General features: G+C 41.4%; 14 protein-coding genes. 4 read left to right on the top strand and 10 right to left on the bottom strand.

Annotated elements, in window-relative coordinates; genetic code table 11:
• Nucleotides 1–320 precede the first annotated feature (320 nt).
• The 4 genes from rlmD to OSJ91_RS03090 form a co-directional block, all read right to left on the bottom strand.
• Nucleotides 321–1,709 carry a 23S rRNA (uracil(1939)-C(5))-methyltransferase RlmD gene (rlmD, locus tag OSJ91_RS03105; protein ID WP_485890962.1) on the bottom strand — a complete coding sequence of 463 codons (1,389 nt, stop codon included), beginning with the start codon at nucleotides 1,707–1,709 and terminating at the stop codon, nucleotides 321–323.
• A complete protein-coding gene (locus OSJ91_RS03100; protein WP_350301160.1) occupies nucleotides 1,706–2,590 on the bottom strand; it encodes a DNA-3-methyladenine glycosylase family protein in 885 nt (294 codons plus the stop codon). The genes rlmD and OSJ91_RS03100 overlap by 4 nt, the downstream gene beginning before the upstream one ends.
• 122 nt (nucleotides 2,591–2,712) lie before the next feature.
• Nucleotides 2,713–3,498, bottom strand: a complete 786-nt coding sequence (gene pdaA, locus OSJ91_RS03095; RefSeq protein WP_485890961.1) for a delta-lactam-biosynthetic de-N-acetylase — start codon at nucleotides 3,496–3,498, stop codon at nucleotides 2,713–2,715.
• 361 nt (nucleotides 3,499–3,859) lie between these two features.
• A complete protein-coding gene (locus tag OSJ91_RS03090) occupies nucleotides 3,860–4,045 on the bottom strand; it encodes a hypothetical protein (RefSeq protein WP_101224872.1) in 186 nt (61 codons plus the stop codon).
• Between the two features lie 109 nt (nucleotides 4,046–4,154).
• Between OSJ91_RS03090 and OSJ91_RS03085 the strand changes: the two genes are divergently transcribed.
• Nucleotides 4,155–4,292 (top strand): hypothetical protein, encoded by a 138-nt coding sequence (locus OSJ91_RS03085; protein WP_170971547.1) that lies wholly within the window; start codon nucleotides 4,155–4,157, stop codon nucleotides 4,290–4,292.
• 49 nt (nucleotides 4,293–4,341) lie between these two features.
• Here the strand turns inward: OSJ91_RS03085 and OSJ91_RS03080 are convergent, their stop codons facing one another.
• Both OSJ91_RS03080 and OSJ91_RS03075 read right to left on the bottom strand, forming a co-directional pair.
• On the bottom strand, nucleotides 4,342–5,910 hold the full coding sequence (locus tag OSJ91_RS03080) for a fumarate hydratase (RefSeq protein ID WP_133351834.1): 1,569 nt from the start codon (nucleotides 5,908–5,910) through the stop codon (nucleotides 4,342–4,344).
• A 288-nt stretch (nucleotides 5,911–6,198) separates the two neighbouring features.
• Complete coding sequence (locus tag OSJ91_RS03075) at nucleotides 6,199–6,384, bottom strand: SE1561 family protein (RefSeq protein WP_101224874.1); 186 nt, start codon at nucleotides 6,382–6,384, stop codon at nucleotides 6,199–6,201.
• Between the two features lie 156 nt (nucleotides 6,385–6,540).
• Here OSJ91_RS03075 and yfkAB point away from each other — a divergent pair, with 156 nt between their 5' ends.
• On the top strand, nucleotides 6,541–7,662 hold the full coding sequence (gene yfkAB / locus OSJ91_RS03070; protein WP_434547783.1) for a radical SAM/CxCxxxxC motif protein YfkAB: 1,122 nt from the start codon (nucleotides 6,541–6,543) through the stop codon (nucleotides 7,660–7,662).
• Nucleotides 7,663–7,697: 35 nt separating this feature from the next.
• On the opposite strand, the gene OSJ91_RS03065 is transcribed toward yfkAB, so the two are convergent.
• On the bottom strand, nucleotides 7,698–8,510 hold the full coding sequence (locus tag OSJ91_RS03065; protein WP_350301158.1) for a YfkD famly protein: 813 nt from the start codon (nucleotides 8,508–8,510) through the stop codon (nucleotides 7,698–7,700).
• A gap of 469 nt (nucleotides 8,511–8,979) precedes the next feature.
• A complete protein-coding gene (gene cax / locus OSJ91_RS03060; RefSeq protein ID WP_485890960.1) occupies nucleotides 8,980–10,035 on the bottom strand; it encodes a calcium/proton exchanger in 1,056 nt (351 codons plus the stop codon).
• A gap of 192 nt (nucleotides 10,036–10,227) precedes the next feature.
• Between cax and OSJ91_RS03055 the strand changes: the two genes are divergently transcribed.
• Both OSJ91_RS03055 and OSJ91_RS03050 read left to right on the top strand, forming a co-directional pair.
• Nucleotides 10,228–11,394: an MFS transporter gene (locus OSJ91_RS03055; RefSeq protein ID WP_350301157.1), complete on the top strand. Its 1,167-nt coding sequence runs from the start codon at nucleotides 10,228–10,230 to the stop codon at nucleotides 11,392–11,394.
• 333 nt (nucleotides 11,395–11,727) lie between these two features.
• Nucleotides 11,728–13,647 carry a heavy metal translocating P-type ATPase gene (locus tag OSJ91_RS03050; protein ID WP_350301156.1) on the top strand — a complete coding sequence of 640 codons (1,920 nt, stop codon included), beginning with the start codon at nucleotides 11,728–11,730 and terminating at the stop codon, nucleotides 13,645–13,647.
• Nucleotides 13,648–13,881: 234 nt separating this feature from the next.
• Here OSJ91_RS03050 and OSJ91_RS03045 read toward each other — a convergent pair whose 3' ends face one another.
• Both OSJ91_RS03045 and OSJ91_RS03040 read right to left on the bottom strand, forming a co-directional pair.
• On the bottom strand, nucleotides 13,882–14,721 hold the full coding sequence (locus OSJ91_RS03045) for a YihY/virulence factor BrkB family protein (protein ID WP_485890959.1): 840 nt from the start codon (nucleotides 14,719–14,721) through the stop codon (nucleotides 13,882–13,884).
• 16 nt (nucleotides 14,722–14,737) lie between these two features.
• Complete coding sequence (locus tag OSJ91_RS03040; protein ID WP_350301154.1) at nucleotides 14,738–15,130, bottom strand: YtxH domain-containing protein; 393 nt, start codon at nucleotides 15,128–15,130, stop codon at nucleotides 14,738–14,740.
• Between the last annotated feature and the right edge of the window lie 159 nt (nucleotides 15,131–15,289).

The following is a 15,289-nucleotide window of genomic DNA, read 5'->3' as shown; positions in this document are numbered from 1 at the left end:
CACTTACACTTATATCATGCTTAATAACTTATTATCAAACACAAGTACATTTTGGACATTTATAATTTGTGAAAAACTATACAATGTTTATTTTAACGAAAATCGGTCCTGAATGGAATTGACGGCGGACTTGAATACCCAAAACGCATTTATAGCTCAAACCCACTAGAATTACAGTATGAAGAAGGATAAAAAATAGGAGAACATGTTTTAATAAAACATGTTCTCAGAAAATCAGTATTTTATTCCCTTAAATAATACGTGATTCCAATAATATATTTATCGTGTAAAAACTCTATACAAAGGCAAATAGCGATTCGTTAGTTTCCTTCTTTTAAAATGAGTTGCGAGACACACTCTACATGGCTCGTCTGCGGGAACATGTCCACAGGCTGTATGGCCTCAACGCGATAAGAAGTGCTCAGTTCTTGTAGGTCCTTCGCCAATGTGGAAGGGTTGCATGATACGTACACTATGGTTTTCGGTTTTACTTTCAAGATTGTCTGCAGTAATGATTGGTCACAGCCGGATCTTGGCGGGTCGACGACAAGTACGTCCGGTTTCCAGCCTTCTTTTGTCCAGCGTGGAAGGATATTCTCGGCCTTGCCTGTTTCATAGTATACATTGTCGCGTTTATGTTTTTTGGCATTTTTCTTGGCGTCCTCGATGGATTCTTTAATGACGTCCATTCCTCTGACTTCCTTGGCATTTTCAGACAGCCATAACCCAATGGTTCCTACACCGCAATAAGCGTCAACCACTTTTTCCGTGCCGGTTAAGGCTGCCGCTTTTTTCACTTCATCATATAAGCGAACAGTTTGAACGGGGTTAAGCTGGAAGAATGTACGGGCTGATAGTTCGTATGATAGGTCACCCAATGTTTCGTTGATGACTTTTTCGCCTGCCAGATGAATCGTTTTTTCACCAAAGATCAGTGATGTGTTCCGGTTGTTGATGTTTTGAACGACCGATTTCACTTCTGGCAATTGGTCCCGGATTTGTTTTAGCAACTGATCTTTTTGTGGAATTTCCTCCGCACCTGTAACAAGGACAACCTGCACTTCACCTGTTTCAAAGCCTACCCGTGTAATGACCGTACGAATAACACCTTTTCTTTTTCTTTCGTTATATATCGAGATGTTCAGGTTCTTTAGTATCTTTTTCACTGTACGTGTTACCTTATTTGTTGCCTTATGCTGTACAAGGCAATTCGGGATATCGATTAGATTATGGGAATTCAAGCCGTAAAGGCCAGCAATCAATTTACCATCTTTTTGGCCGACTTGGTACTGACTTTTATTGCGGTAATTCCAAGGATCTTCCATACCGATCGTTTCTTTTACATTTAATGAAGAAACTGGGAAGTTTGAATGGCGTTCCATCGCTTGAATGACGATATCGCGCTTTTCGATAAGCTGCTGGTCATAGCTCAAATGCTGTAACTGACATCCGCCGCATTCAGCGTAAACCGGACATGGCGCTGCAATGCGATGCGGTGATTCTTTACGGATGGTTTTTATTTTCGCCTCGGTGAAGTTTGGCTGCACCTTTGTGACCAAAGCTACAATTTCTTCACCAGGCAATGCTCCTGGGACGAAGACGACTTTCTTTTTGAAATAACCGACTCCCTCTCCATTAATGCCAAGCCGTTTAATCGTAAGGGGAAGGGTTTGGTTCACTTCCAGTTTTGTATCTTGAATGTTTGTCATTTCTTTTCACTCCGTTTTTCAATGCTTCTCCACAAATAGAGGGAAGCGTAGCTTAGATATGGAGCCCATTTCTCACTATAGGACTCCATTTCTTCTAGGGTTGGCTTTTGCGGTAAGCCATATAATATTTTCAAGGCATTTTGAATGCCAATATCGGCTTTAGGAAATAGATTCGACCGGCCAAGTCCAAAAAGCAGGAAGTTTTCAGCCGTCCATCTACCGATACCGCGTATTTTTATTAGTGTATCCATAACCTCTTGATCGGATAGCTTTTCCATTATATCAAGGTTGAGATGGCCCTGAATGATTTGCTCGGAAAGTCCGATGACGTATTCCGCTTTCCGGCCGCTGAATTGAATGGCTCTCAATTGCTCGATTTTAAGTTGGGCGGTTGTTTCCGGCGTCGGATAAAACCAGGCACCTTCCATCTGGTAGCCGAAGGTTTTAACGAATCGTTCCGTAAGCGTATGGGCAAAGGATAAGTTCAATTGCTGATGTATGATGCATTTGACGAGGCAACTGTAGTAATCGAAGTCCAAGACTATGGCAGTACCGCGGTGCTCTTCGAAGATTTCCCGCAAATCGGATTCCCGGAAATGCCGGGAAACGCCTTCTAATGGCTGATGCCAATGAAAAACCTTTTTTAACCGTTCGATTGCTTTTGACTTGTATACCTCTGAATGACCTTTGATGATAAAAGATGGTTCATCGATATTTCCTATTGCCTGAACCTGCAAAACGATTGGTTCTTTTTCTATATATAGCGGAACTTTTACCGTCCTGTTAGTAAAATCAACTACCTGAAGTGGGTCTAACGATAATCGTTCGAGAACTAGATCGAAATTATAGGGTCCTTGAACCTGTAATTTTTCTGTCCACACAAGCGATCCATCCTTTAGCAGTTTTCCACGTATTATAGCATGTTTCCTGAAATATTACTTGAAATTGAGGAGAATGGATAAAAGCGGGACCTGAATTATCTCTACAGGACCCGCCTCTCATTTTAATAAAGCATTCGGTTCGGCAACTGCTTCTCAATCATTAAATCATCAAGGCTACCGAAAGCGTACCCTTGTTTTTCAAGATCCGTCAGAATCGAGTCCAATGCTTCCGCATTATCCTTCGATACGGTATGCAATAATAAAATCGCACCGGGATGAATCTGCTTAAGAACTTCATCGTGTGCGAACGCGGCACCCTTTTGTTGATCAACAATCCAGTCTCTATATGCCAGTGACCAGAAGATATGGTAATACCCTTCTTTTTTTGCGACCTTCATTGTTCTCTCATTAAATACCCCACGAGGCGGCCTTAAGTAGTTCATTCCCTTATGTCCCGTTAATTTTTCCGTTGCTTCTTTTACCCTCTCAAGCTCCGTACGAATCACATCATCCGTCACGCTGGTCATATCCGGATGGTTCCATGAATGGTTTCCTACGATATGTCCCTCATTAGCCATTCGGACAACAAGCTCAGGTGCCGTTTTTAAATAATGACCCGTGACAAAAAAAGCTCCAGGAGCACCATGTTTCTTCAGAACATCCAAAATTTGAGCCGTATAGCCATTTTCATAACCGTTATCAAATGTTAAATAAACGACTTTTTTCTTTGTATCCCCCTTATAAATCGCTTCATATTCAGGCAGCATTTCATTGAATTTTTTACCGGCATCGGCAGGTGTCCCATTTTTCCCTTTATTGAAACCCCAGTTATAGGATTCTGCAAAAGCCGGGCTTGCCAAAGAGCATATCAAGCAAATAAAAGCGGATAAAATCACCATTTTTTTCATTTGGAATATCCCCCATGTTCTTTTTTCTTATTGTTTGGAACATGGAGATTTATATGCATTATATTGTGAAGGTCGAATTGATCTCGTTGTAGGTCGAATTTTTCGCCTTGTGGGTCGAATTGATCTCGTTGTAGGTCGAATTTTTCGCCTTGTGGGTCGAATTACTGCCGACGTAGGTCGAATTGATCTCGCCGTGGGTCGAATTACTGCCAACGCAGGTCGAATTTTCGCGCCGTGGGTCGAATAAAATTTCGCTCTGGATCAAATTAACGCCCCGGAGGCCGAATTAGTTAGTTCGTGTCTATAATCAGAAATAAAAAAGGGCGTCTCCTCCGAAAAGGATTGGCCCTCCATGTTTTGTTTATCCTTTAAATAACGCTTGTGCCGCCTTCCAAATAATGGCGATAGCGAAAATGAGAACGATTACAATTCCGATTACGTCAAGGAATGTTTCAAGTCCGGAGAAAATCGTGTTTGCCACAGGAAGTTTGATGAAAGCAAAACCGGTTAGCATGGCCATAAAGAATAAGAAGTAGTTATTCTGCATGAAAATCCCCCCTTTCTCTTCTAATGTATGTGCGACCTTTCCAAAAGATTGTACTTTTCTGAGGTAATTTTCGCCTTTTTTTCATATACATTAGCAGGGGGGGAATTAAATGCTGGAATGGGTTATCACTTTAGGCTTTGTTGGTTGTCTTGGTTTAAGTGGTGGAGTGTTTGTTCATTTTGTGAAAAGTGGATTGAATTTAGAGGATGCATCGAGGATCGATCCACTGCCGGAAATAGAAGAGTAAGCTATGCAAAAGACGCCCAACCGTTTGGTGAGCGTCTTTTGCCATACATTTATTTAAATACTGGTTCTTTGAATTGTGCCAATTTTTCCAATGAAGATTGTTGAACGTCTTTATGCAGGCTGTTTCCATGTGAATCCATGGTAACCACGGCAGTAAATCCTTCAACATTCAGATGCCACATTGCTTCTGGAATACCAAATTCAGTGAAGTTCACACCTTCGACGGATTTGATGCAGTCTGCATAATATTGAGCAGCCCCGCCGATTGCATTTAGATAAACGCCGCCGTGTTCACTTAGTGCTTCTAGTGTTTTTGGTCCCATTCCGCCTTTACCGATAACTGCACGGATGCCGAATCGTTTCATGATATCGCCTTGGTATGGCTCTTCACGAATACTTGTTGTCGGTCCGGCAGCCTTCACATGCCATTTGCCTTCTTCATCCTTCAGCATAACCGGTCCACAGTGGTAGATGATTTGTCCATCCAGGTCGATTGGTGCAGGATTTTCAGATAAGTGCTTGTGGATGGCGTCACGGCCTGTATACATTCTGCCGTTAATATGAACGACGTCACCAACTTTTAATTCACGGATTTGTTCTTCCGTGATTGGTGCTTGCAGGGTGATTTCACGGGAAGCTTCAACGTCCGATTCTGCAGCGGCTGCCACTTCATCCTTCGCTGCTTTTTCCGCTTCCAAAGCAAAGTCGATTTTCTCCCCTTCTTGATATAACCACTCATTGATTTCGCCTGTTTCAGGATTGACTTTAACTCCTAAACGGCGGAACGCCCAGCAGTTGTAAGCAACGGATACGAAAAAGCTTGCCGGAATACGGTGCATGACACCGATTTTACATCCAAGCAGTGTAGTTTCGCCGCCAAAGCCCATCGTGCCGATTCCTAATTCATTAGCTGTCTTCATGATGTAATCTTCAAGTTTACGAAGGTCTTCATTCGGATTCACATCTTCATTACTGCGGAAAAGTTGAGCCTTAGCCAGATCATATCCGGATGAACGGTCCCCTCCGATACCAACGCCGATGAAGCCGGCACTGCAGCCTTGTCCTTGTGCTTGGTAGACAGAGTGAAGGACACATTTACGGATTCCGTCCAAATCACGGCCCGCTTTTCCCAATCCTTCAAGCTCCATAGGCAGACTGTATTGGATGTTTTTATTTTCACAGCCGCCGCCTTTTAAGATGAGCCGAACATCAATATAGTCTTTTTCCCATTGATCGAATTTAATGACAGGAAGACCTTCCCCAAGGTTATCCCCGCTATTTTCACCCGATAAAGAGTCAACTGCGTTTGGACGAAGTTTTCCGCCCTTTGTCGCTAAGATGATCGCATTCCGGATTGCTTTTTTTATTTCAAGTTGGTTCACGCCAACTGGAGTTTTTATTTTGAAAGTCGGCAGACCAGTATCCTGACAAATCGGTGATACATTGTCGTCAGCCATTGTAATATTATTCGTGATGGTGGTCAGGCTTAATGCAGAACGAGTACCTGCATTTTCACGTTGTTTTGCACTTTTGACCGCACGACGAACATCCTTTGGAAGATTCGTTGAAGTTTCAACGATTAGACTGTACATACTTTCTTGGAATTTTTGAATATCCAAATTTCTCTTCCCCCTCTTATTTCCCCTAAATTTAATCATTTCCCTGCTTCTCTATAAATAGCGAATGATACAACACCCGTTTTATTATACATCTAACATAATCTTTCGAAAACAAGTAATTATTTTTCATAATGAAAAGCAATTTGGAGAGAAATGAGCAAAGCGCCAGAAATAGCCCATGAGTTAAATTTCATCACCAATCATTTCCATCAAAAAAGGATGACGCAGTTTTCCCGTCATCCCTTCATGAATATTAACATTGAAAAAATCATACTATCGAAACAGATATTAGTCTTCGCGGGTTTTGAATTGTTCCACTTTGCCTTCCAAATCATCTAACATGCCGATTAAACGGTCTATATCTTCCAACTCCGTATTTTCCGGTTCGATATGATCAAGAACTTCCATGAACATCGTGAGGCGTTCTTTTAAGTATGTTAATTGTTCGTTTTTACCTGTAATGGATTTTCCCATGAGGCACTCTCCTTCCGTTCTTCTTTCATCGTAACGAAATCTGCTTGAAAGTGCAATGGCAAGCTATAAATGCAGCTCTCCGCCATTTGACAATTTTTGTCCCCATTGTTCATAATGGGTTAGTGCATTATTACGTAAGGAGTTTTAAATATGTCAATAATCAAGCAAGATCTTTTAACACCAATTACACCCAAGTATGACCCTTGGGAAGCATATATGGACGTTGAACAATATGGAAAACTCAGCCTTACCAATGTGGAGTTCACCACAACCACCCTTTGCAATATGCGTTGTGAGCATTGTGCCGTCGGTTACACACTCCAGCCCAAGGACCCGGATGCACTGCCACTGGAATTACTGATTCAGCGCCTCGATGAGATCCCTTTGCTTCGCTCGCTCAGCATCACTGGCGGGGAGCCGATGCTTTCAAGAAAACAAGTGAAGAATTATGTTTTGCCTCTATTGAAATATGCCCGTAGCCGCGGGGTCCGGACACAAATCAATTCCAATTTGACCCTTGACCTGGAACGGTATGAGGAAATCATTCCTTATTTGGATGTTCTGCACATTTCCCATAACTGGGGAACAATCGATGAATTCATTGATATCGGCTTTGCCATGATGGACCGAAAACCATCTCGGGAACAGCGAAAGAAATTATTTGATAAAATGATTGAAAATTCCCGTGCCCTGACAAAAGCTGGTGTGCTGGTATCTGCAGAAACGATGCTCAATAAACGGACATTGCCTCATCTTGAGCATATTCACAGGCAGATCGTCGATGAAATGGGATGTCAAAGGCATGAAATTCATCCTATGTATCCAAGCGATTTCGCTTCGGCACTTGAAACTTTATCACTGGACAAAATGCGTGAAGCGATTCATCATTTGCTTGATATCCGTGATGAAAATGTTTGGATGCTTTTCGGTACCCTGCCATTTTATCCTTGCAATAACAATAAAGAGGATATAAAGCTGCTTCAACGCCTTTATGGTTCACATAAAGTGACTGTTCGTAATGACCCTGATGGACGTTCCCGGTTGAACATCAATATTTTCACAGGGGAAGTGATCGTGACCGATTTCGGGGACGCACCTACATTAGGGAATATCAAAGACCAGCCCTTGACCGAATCCTATGAAACATGGATGAATTCGAAACTGGCCAATGAATTGAATTGCCACTGCCCGGCAGTCAAATGTCTAGGCCCGAATGTTCTCGTCAAAAATGCATACTACCCGAAGGAGGACTTCAGGATCAGGAAGTCAACCATATGAAGAAAAAAACTCGCCAATCCGGCGAGTTTTTTAATTTACCTGGGTTGCTGCGAGACTGTAAAGCTGAAGGAAACATGGTCCTGAACCGGTATCCATGCACCGATGCCTTGTGAAGTGATGTTCTTTATCGTAATGGTTCTTTTACTTCCTTTTAAGTTCAAATACACTTCCCCATATGTGACCTTCCCTTTTTCATTGACGGCGGAAGCATAACTGGATAAGTAACCTATCCTATTAGAAGCAATATTGTATACTTCATCTTTTTTCGTACCAGCTCCGATGATCGTTTCAAAAGCCAATGGCAAATTCGTTTTCTCAGTGGCTTTTAACAGCATCATCTTTTGAACATCCTCTGCCTTAGGGATTTTTGCTGTGAGACCGCCACTCACTGCCTTCTGACTTTCCTGGACATAACGGATCTTGTATGGAACCTCACCGCCGCGATTATCGTAGTAATTCGTATTGATTTTTTGGTATTCCCAGTTTGGCGCCGTTTCCGAAGACTCATAATTCAATGCCCAATGGCCAAGGTAAATCGTTGCCCTGTAACCAAAAGCAAGCGGAGCTTTTGCAATTGCCGATTCATTCAACATATGGATGAGTTCTGGATTTTCAATCTTGATATCCGTTGAATCGATCAATTGTTCGGCCAGCTTACTCGGCTGCAGCATCGGAAGATCCTGGGTTGGGTTCGGATACGTATTCTCCTTTGCAATATTCAAAACGGAAGGTGGGATATTCACCATATTCGGATTTGCTTTGCCTTCTGGAATATCAGCTGCAAAACTTACATTCGCCTGAATGAAGGCAATTAGGGCAATCATCGTAATAAGAATAGTTCTTCTCATGCTGTCGCACTCCTTTTGAGGGGTTCAATCATTTTGTTATAGATTTTGTTTTTAGCCAACATTCTATACATTTCATTCTTATTTCGATTTTGTAATGAATTTGTAAAGTTCAGAATATTTACTTTTTAATTCAAATCGGTTATACTTATTTTACATTATAAAAAGGAGGCGAAATCGTTCATACCTATTAAACCTTCAGGAGGTATGCTTATCGAACAATCCATGACACCCTTTTAAAGGATGACAGAAAACGAATTCGCCTATACTTAAATCTGATGTAAAAGGATGGTGTGACACTCTAGAATATTTTCTCAACTTTTACAAAAGCATGATGAAAAATTTTGGATTAACTTATGAATGGTAATTTACTAATATAGAAATGACTCTGCTAAATCTAACTTGAGCAGAGTCATTTTTATTTTTCAATTATATAAAAAGAAAGACCTCCCGCATCGGAAGTCCTGCATCCTTATAATAAGTAAAATCCAATTCCCATAATGAAGTAAGCGGCCAATAAGGTAAGGCCTTCAAACCAGTTCGTTTCCCCGTCATTCGAAATCATGATCATCAGAAAGACTGCTGTAACCATTGATATCAGTTCTGGCATTGTGAAAACAAGCGGCATATGCGTTGGATACATTAATGAAATAAGCACTAGTACAGGAGCTACGAACATCGCTACTTGAAGCGTGGAACCAACGGCAATCTCCACTGCGACATCCATTTTGTTTTTATAGGCCATTATGACGGCGGACGCATGCTCTGCCGCATTACCCACGATTGCAACGATGATGACACCGATGAATAACTCCGACCATCCGAAGGTTTCCCCCACTTCGCTGAACGTATGAACAAGTTTCTCCGATACATACGCAACGGCCAATGTAGCGACAGCAAGTATTATAATTGCCTTTTTCTTGCTCCACTCCGGTATTTCCTCTTCATGTTCCTCAGGTTTCTCCGTATGCTGATATACCCCGCGGTGAGTAACCAATTTAAAGAATAATGCAGCAAGATATAATAAGATCAATATAATGGAAATTCCTACACTTAAAGACATCGTGCTTGATTCACTCATGTCTTGTGTGAATACTTCAGGTATGACGAAAGCTACAATAACTGCAAAAATCAATAGACCGGCATTATGCCTCGCATCGAATACATTAAATTTCTGCCGTTTGTATTTAGTCCCTCCGACAAAGAATGAAAGTCCTGCCACCAACAATAAGTTTCCTAATACGGAACCAGTCAAAGAAGCCAACACGACCCCAACAAGCCCCGCCTTTAATGAAAAGATGGATATGATCAATTCCACTGCATTTCCAAAGGTTGCATTCAAGAGACCGCCTATCCTTGGTCCCATAACGATCGCTAAGCTTTCAGTCGCACGGCCCATGAATCCTGCTAGCGCGACGATGGTTAAGCAATATACGATGAACATGATCACACTCGGCCAATGCAATAATGACCCAATGACTGATATAGGGACGCCTAACAGGACAAGCCCCAAAAATATTTTATTCACGATACTTCTCCTCACAATCCTATAGTTCTTTTTATGTAACAAAAACTATCATACATAATCTTCCGGCGATGACAAAGGAAAATTTTATCATCTTCTCTCTTCTTGTCAATATTTACCCAAATTTCTATTGCTTAATCCTCTTCCTAAGATGTAACATCAAGAAGGTATACATATCTTAGGAGACATGATTTTATGAATAATAAATTGCTTTTTAGCGTTTTAATTGTAATTGTCGGCATATCTGGGTTTTCTCAAGGGATGCTTCTGCCGATCATAGCCATCATTTTTGAAAATGACGGAATTAGCTCATCACTAAACGGGTTTCATGCAGCCTCGCTTTATATTGGAATTCTGTTGATTTCTCCTTTTATGGAAGCCCCGCTTCGTAAATACGGCTATAAGCCATTGATATTATTTGGCGGGATAACGGTCATTCTATCGCTTGCCTTATTTCCTGTTTGGAAATCATTCTGGTTCTGGTTCGTCCTCCGTTTCTTCATTGGAATCGGCGATCATACACTTCACTTTGCTACCCAGACATGGATCACTGCCATTTCACCAAAAACGAAGCGCGGAAGGAATCTTGCCATTTATGGACTTTTCTTCAGTCTTGGCTTCATGGTTGGCCCGATGATGACGAAGCTTCTCGAGATTAATCAGTCTTTGCCTTTCATCATCACATCCATACTTAGTCTTCTAGCTTGGTCCACTGTTTTCCTTATTAGAAATGAGCTTCCTGAACAGGATGATTCTGAAAGCACATCATTCCTTGGCACACTCAAAAGGTTTACGAAAGTTAGTCGCATAGCTTGGGTCGCTTTTTTACTTCCGTTCACATTTGGCGTGCTTGAAGCATCATTGAATAGCAATTTTCCTGTATTCGCCCTGCGCTCCGGAATCGATTTAACCGCAGTATCCATCATCATTCCGGCATTTTCCGCAGGGACTCTGCTTACCCAGATTCCCTTGGGGATGATAAGTGACCGTTTTGGCCGGCGAAAGACCTTGCTGACGATACTTTTTTCAGGGTTTGCCATATTCACTCTTGCAGGGATTTATTCTTATTCAGTGCTTGGTCTATTCATTTGCTTTATGTTTGGCGGAATGATGGTTGGTTCGACTTTCTCGCTGGGAATCAGTTATATGGCAGACCTTTTGCCTCGAAACCTATTACCTGCTGGAAATTTATTATGCAGTATTTTCTTTAGCCTCGGCAGCATCGGCGGTCCGTTTTTTGGCGGCCTCGTCATTGAACATATACAAGGTGGGAATTTTTTCTATATGATCAGCATCATGCTTTTCCTTGTCTTCATTTCATTGGCCTTGTTTAAGGAGAAAATGCCTGCTTCAGTTATGTAGTATAGTTTATTATCTGGACTACTTCTTTTATTATTCAATTTGAAAGGTATTTCTCAATAGCGGCTAAATATTTGGATAGGAAGTACTTTATATTTTTTACTAGATTAGAATCATTCTTCTTTATTTCTGAATAGCATATGTGGTATTATAATAATAACAAAAGGGACATTACGTTTAAAAACCTTTGAAAACATTGCTGTCATCGCAATTACGGTGGCAGCTTTCATATTTTATCCAGAGAAATGACGTTGATTATCTTTCTCAATTATATATCATACAAATGATAATCTATATCATTTACACAAAATAGAAAAGAATGTGGGAGGGAATCTTATGACTACAGATACTAAACATTTAACCCAACCGGCTTCATGCCAAACCACTTGGTTGGAAAAAGCAAAACCTCATCTAGAACTTATTGCTGCATTATTCAGCGGTTTATTAATAGTGTTGGGCTGGGCCCTTTCAAAGAACGGAATGGAGTCCACTTCCATCGTCATATACTTAGCTTCTTTCTTGATTGGCGGATATGCCAAGGCAAAAGAAGGAATAGAAGATACGATTGCCGACCGGGAATTGAATGTTGAGATGCTGATGATTTTTGCGGCCATCGGTTCTGCGGTTATCGGTTACTGGACGGAAGGTGCCATATTGATTTTCATCTTCGCTTTAAGCGGTGCCCTTGAGACATACACGATGAATAAAAGCCATAAAGAAATTTCGGCACTTATGGACTTACAGCCTGAGGAAGCACTGCGTATCACTAACGGATATGAAGAAACCGTATCCGTTTCACAGCTGCATGTCGGGGATCAGATTTTAGTGAAACCAGGTGAGAGAGTTCCTTCAGATGGAAAAATCACGGACGGCCGTACCAATATCGATGAAGCCGCCATCACTGGTGAATCCATACCGGTCAGCAAATCATTGGATGATGAAGTATTTGCCGGAACGGTTAATCTCCGTGGTACGATTACCGTGGAAATTACCAAACCAGCAAGTGAAACATTATTTCAAAAAATAATCACTCTCGTTCAATCCGCACAAAGTGAAAAGTCCCCTTCCCAGCTGTTCATTGAACGGTTTGAAGGGACTTATGTAAAAGTGGTATTGACCGTTGTCGGCTTGATGATGTTCGTACCCCATTTCATATTGGGGTGGAGCTGGACCGAAACATTCTACAGAGCGATGATCCTGCTCGTTGTCGCTTCACCTTGTGCCCTTGTGGCCTCTATTATGCCAGCTACGCTTTCTGCCATTTCAAATGGTGCTCGTCATGGCATTTTATTTAAAGGCGGCATCCATCTTGAGAATCTAGGTAACCTTCAGGCAATTGCTTTAGATAAAACCGGTACATTGACAAAAGGAAAACCGGAGGTAACGGATGTCATTATCCGCGAAGATTTAAACGAAGATGATTTCTTATTTCATATTGCATCTGTTGAAAATTATTCGAACCACCCTTTGGCAACATCGATCGTACGTTATGCCAAAACAAAATTGCAAAGAGACATCATTAAACCGGATAACATGGAAGATATCTCAGGCAATGGGGTTCAAGCATACATCAATGGCGTGCTTTGGAAAGTCGGAAAGGCTGATTTCGTCGGTCGCAGTGAAGCAGAACGATTCCAAAATGGCATTGCACTGACATTGGCTGAACAAGGTAAGACAATCGTTTATGCAAAGGATGATCAAGGGATTGCCGGTATTCTCACTTTGAAAGATGTCGTGCGTGAAGAAACCATTACAGCCATCGAAGCTTTGAAAAATGAGGGCATCCATACCGTCATGCTGACAGGCGATGGTGAAAAAACGGCTAAAGCGATTGCGTCGGAAAGCCATATTGATGCATATATTGCCGAATGCCTGCCAGAAACCAAAGTGACTGAAGTAAAAAGGCTGAAAGAACATTTTGGCACTGTAGCAATGGTTGGGGATGGCATCAATGATGCACCTGCTCTGGCAACGGCATCTGTGGGAATTGCAATGGGTGAAGGCACGGATGTTGCTTTGGAGACAGCGGATGTTGTTCTGATGAAGAATGACCTGCCACGCATCGCGGAAGCAGTCAAATTATCCAAGAAGATGAATCGAATCATCAAACAAAACGTCATCTTTTCAATTTCGGTGATCATGATCCTGATCGCATCCAATTTCCTTCAATTCCTTGACCTTCCATACGGCGTCATTGGACATGAAGGAAGCACAATTCTCGTTATACTGAACAGCTTAAGACTTTTGAGAAACTAAGCATGAAAAAGGAGCCCTCCAAGGCTCCCTTTTTTTATGATCATTTCATTTAGTGATATCCGTTCTTACCATTTGCAGAACCAGATGTTTTATGGTTCGAACCTTTATTTTTTCCTTTTTGCTTTGTGCTGCCATCCTTTTTACTCATGAAAGAACTCCTCCTCTTCAAAAGTTGTTATTTCTTGAATAGTATCTGCAGCATGATTGTCCGCTATTACGGGAACTCCAGGAAGCTCATGCACATTCTGGTTTTTGCCTTTCACTTACGAGCGCATTTATTTCCCCGCCCAGTATGATGATGAGCCCCGATAAATAAAACCAGACCATTAATACGATGATCCCTCCAAGGCTTCCATATGTTGCAGAATAATTAGCGAAGTTCTCCACATAAAAAGAAAACAAAAAGGAAACAAGACTCCATCCTGCCGTTGCAAAGATAGCACCGGGCAGTACGGTTATGCATTTCAGCTTTATGTTGGGGGCAATCCAATAAAGGATAGTGAACACAATTAAAAATACAAGCGTACTTATCACCCAGCGAAGCTGGTTCCAAACCGTAAGAAACTCATCGGATTGTCCAATTTCGGCAAATAGGAATACTCCGATCTGTTTTCCGAATACCGGCAGCAATAAAACGACAATAAAAACAAAAATCATCGCTAAAGTGAGAAGAATCGACATTCCCCGGGAAATAAAGAAAGTTCGACTTTCTTTTACATCGTATGCATGGTTAAATGCTTTAATGATTGCATTCATCCCATTCGATGCCGACCATATCGTTCCGATGACACCAAACGACAATAAAGTCCCATTCGCTTCCATTACTTCAGATAGGTTGGCCTCAATGATTTTCATCGAATCGTCAGGCGCATATGTACGGACCGTATTTAATATATCTTCTTGGGAAAATGGCAGATAGGCCAATAAAGTGAATAAAAAAATAAGTAACGGAAACAGGGAAAGTAAGAAGAAATAAGACAGCTGTGCGGCAAGCCCCGACACATCATCCATCTGTAACCGTTTTATGAAAGTCTTGAAGAATGAGCCTTTCAGCCATTTTTTTTTATTGGCCATACCTCCACCCCATTTTCTAATTTAAGGAAATCCGTTCATGGTGACTTGAAGAAGACTCATCTTGCTCTGCAGCAAAAACTTCCTTCGTCTCCATCACCACTTGGGCAACTTGCGATGGAATATCTTTCATTTCCTCCACCTTTTGGGAAATGAAGGATACATCATCGGAAATTTTTTCAACAGTGGAACGGACCTTTGATGATGTTTCACGTACTTGTGTAAGCACCCCATTGGGATTCTTCACGAATTCCTTCATATTACTCATGCAGCTTTTACTGTTTTCCAATACAGAATTACGCGTATCCTTGTCAAAAAGGCTTATCGCAGCCCCTGCTAACGCCCCAATAAAGACCGCTTGCATAAATTTACTTTTCTTGTCACACTTATATTCTTCTCGAATGTTGCTCATATATTCTCCTCCTCGTCATATATTAGTTGATGGATAATGGTAGCTATCTCCATTATACAATGTTTAAAAAAGTTTTTTCCTATCTTTTCCCAAACTACCTCAGTTTAAAACGTGGAGATGACCAAGTATATTGGGGATCAAGCTTCGTAATATTCATTG

The sequence above is a fragment of the Bacillus sp. T-10(2022) genome, from assembly GCF_056502895.1.
The sequence above is the reverse complement of the archived record's forward strand: the minus strand, read 5'-3'. Positions and strand labels throughout refer to the sequence as shown.

Excerpts from the sequence above, each read along its gene's own strand:
- pdaA (WP_485890961.1), bottom strand. The coding sequence starts at position 3,498 with ATGAAAAAAATGGTGATTTTATCCGCTTTTATTTGCTTGATATGCTCT.
- OSJ91_RS03045 (WP_485890959.1), bottom strand. The coding sequence starts at position 14,721 with ATGGCCAATAAAAAAAAATGGCTGAAAGGCTCATTCTTCAAGACTTTC.
- OSJ91_RS03040 (WP_350301154.1), bottom strand. The coding sequence starts at position 15,130 with ATGAGCAACATTCGAGAAGAATATAAGTGTGACAAGAAAAGTAAATTT.
- OSJ91_RS03050 (WP_350301156.1), top strand. The coding sequence starts at position 11,728 with ATGACTACAGATACTAAACATTTAACCCAACCGGCTTCATGCCAAACC.
- rlmD (WP_485890962.1), bottom strand. The coding sequence starts at position 1,709 with ATGACAAACATTCAAGATACAAAACTGGAAGTGAACCAAACCCTTCCC.
- OSJ91_RS03055 (WP_350301157.1), top strand. The coding sequence starts at position 10,228 with ATGAATAATAAATTGCTTTTTAGCGTTTTAATTGTAATTGTCGGCATA.
- OSJ91_RS03075 (WP_101224874.1), bottom strand. The coding sequence starts at position 6,384 with ATGGGAAAATCCATTACAGGTAAAAACGAACAATTAACATACTTAAAA.
- OSJ91_RS03085 (WP_170971547.1), top strand. The coding sequence starts at position 4,155 with ATGCTGGAATGGGTTATCACTTTAGGCTTTGTTGGTTGTCTTGGTTTA.
- OSJ91_RS03090 (WP_101224872.1), bottom strand. The coding sequence starts at position 4,045 with ATGCAGAATAACTACTTCTTATTCTTTATGGCCATGCTAACCGGTTTT.
- OSJ91_RS03065 (WP_350301158.1), bottom strand. The coding sequence starts at position 8,510 with ATGAGAAGAACTATTCTTATTACGATGATTGCCCTAATTGCCTTCATT.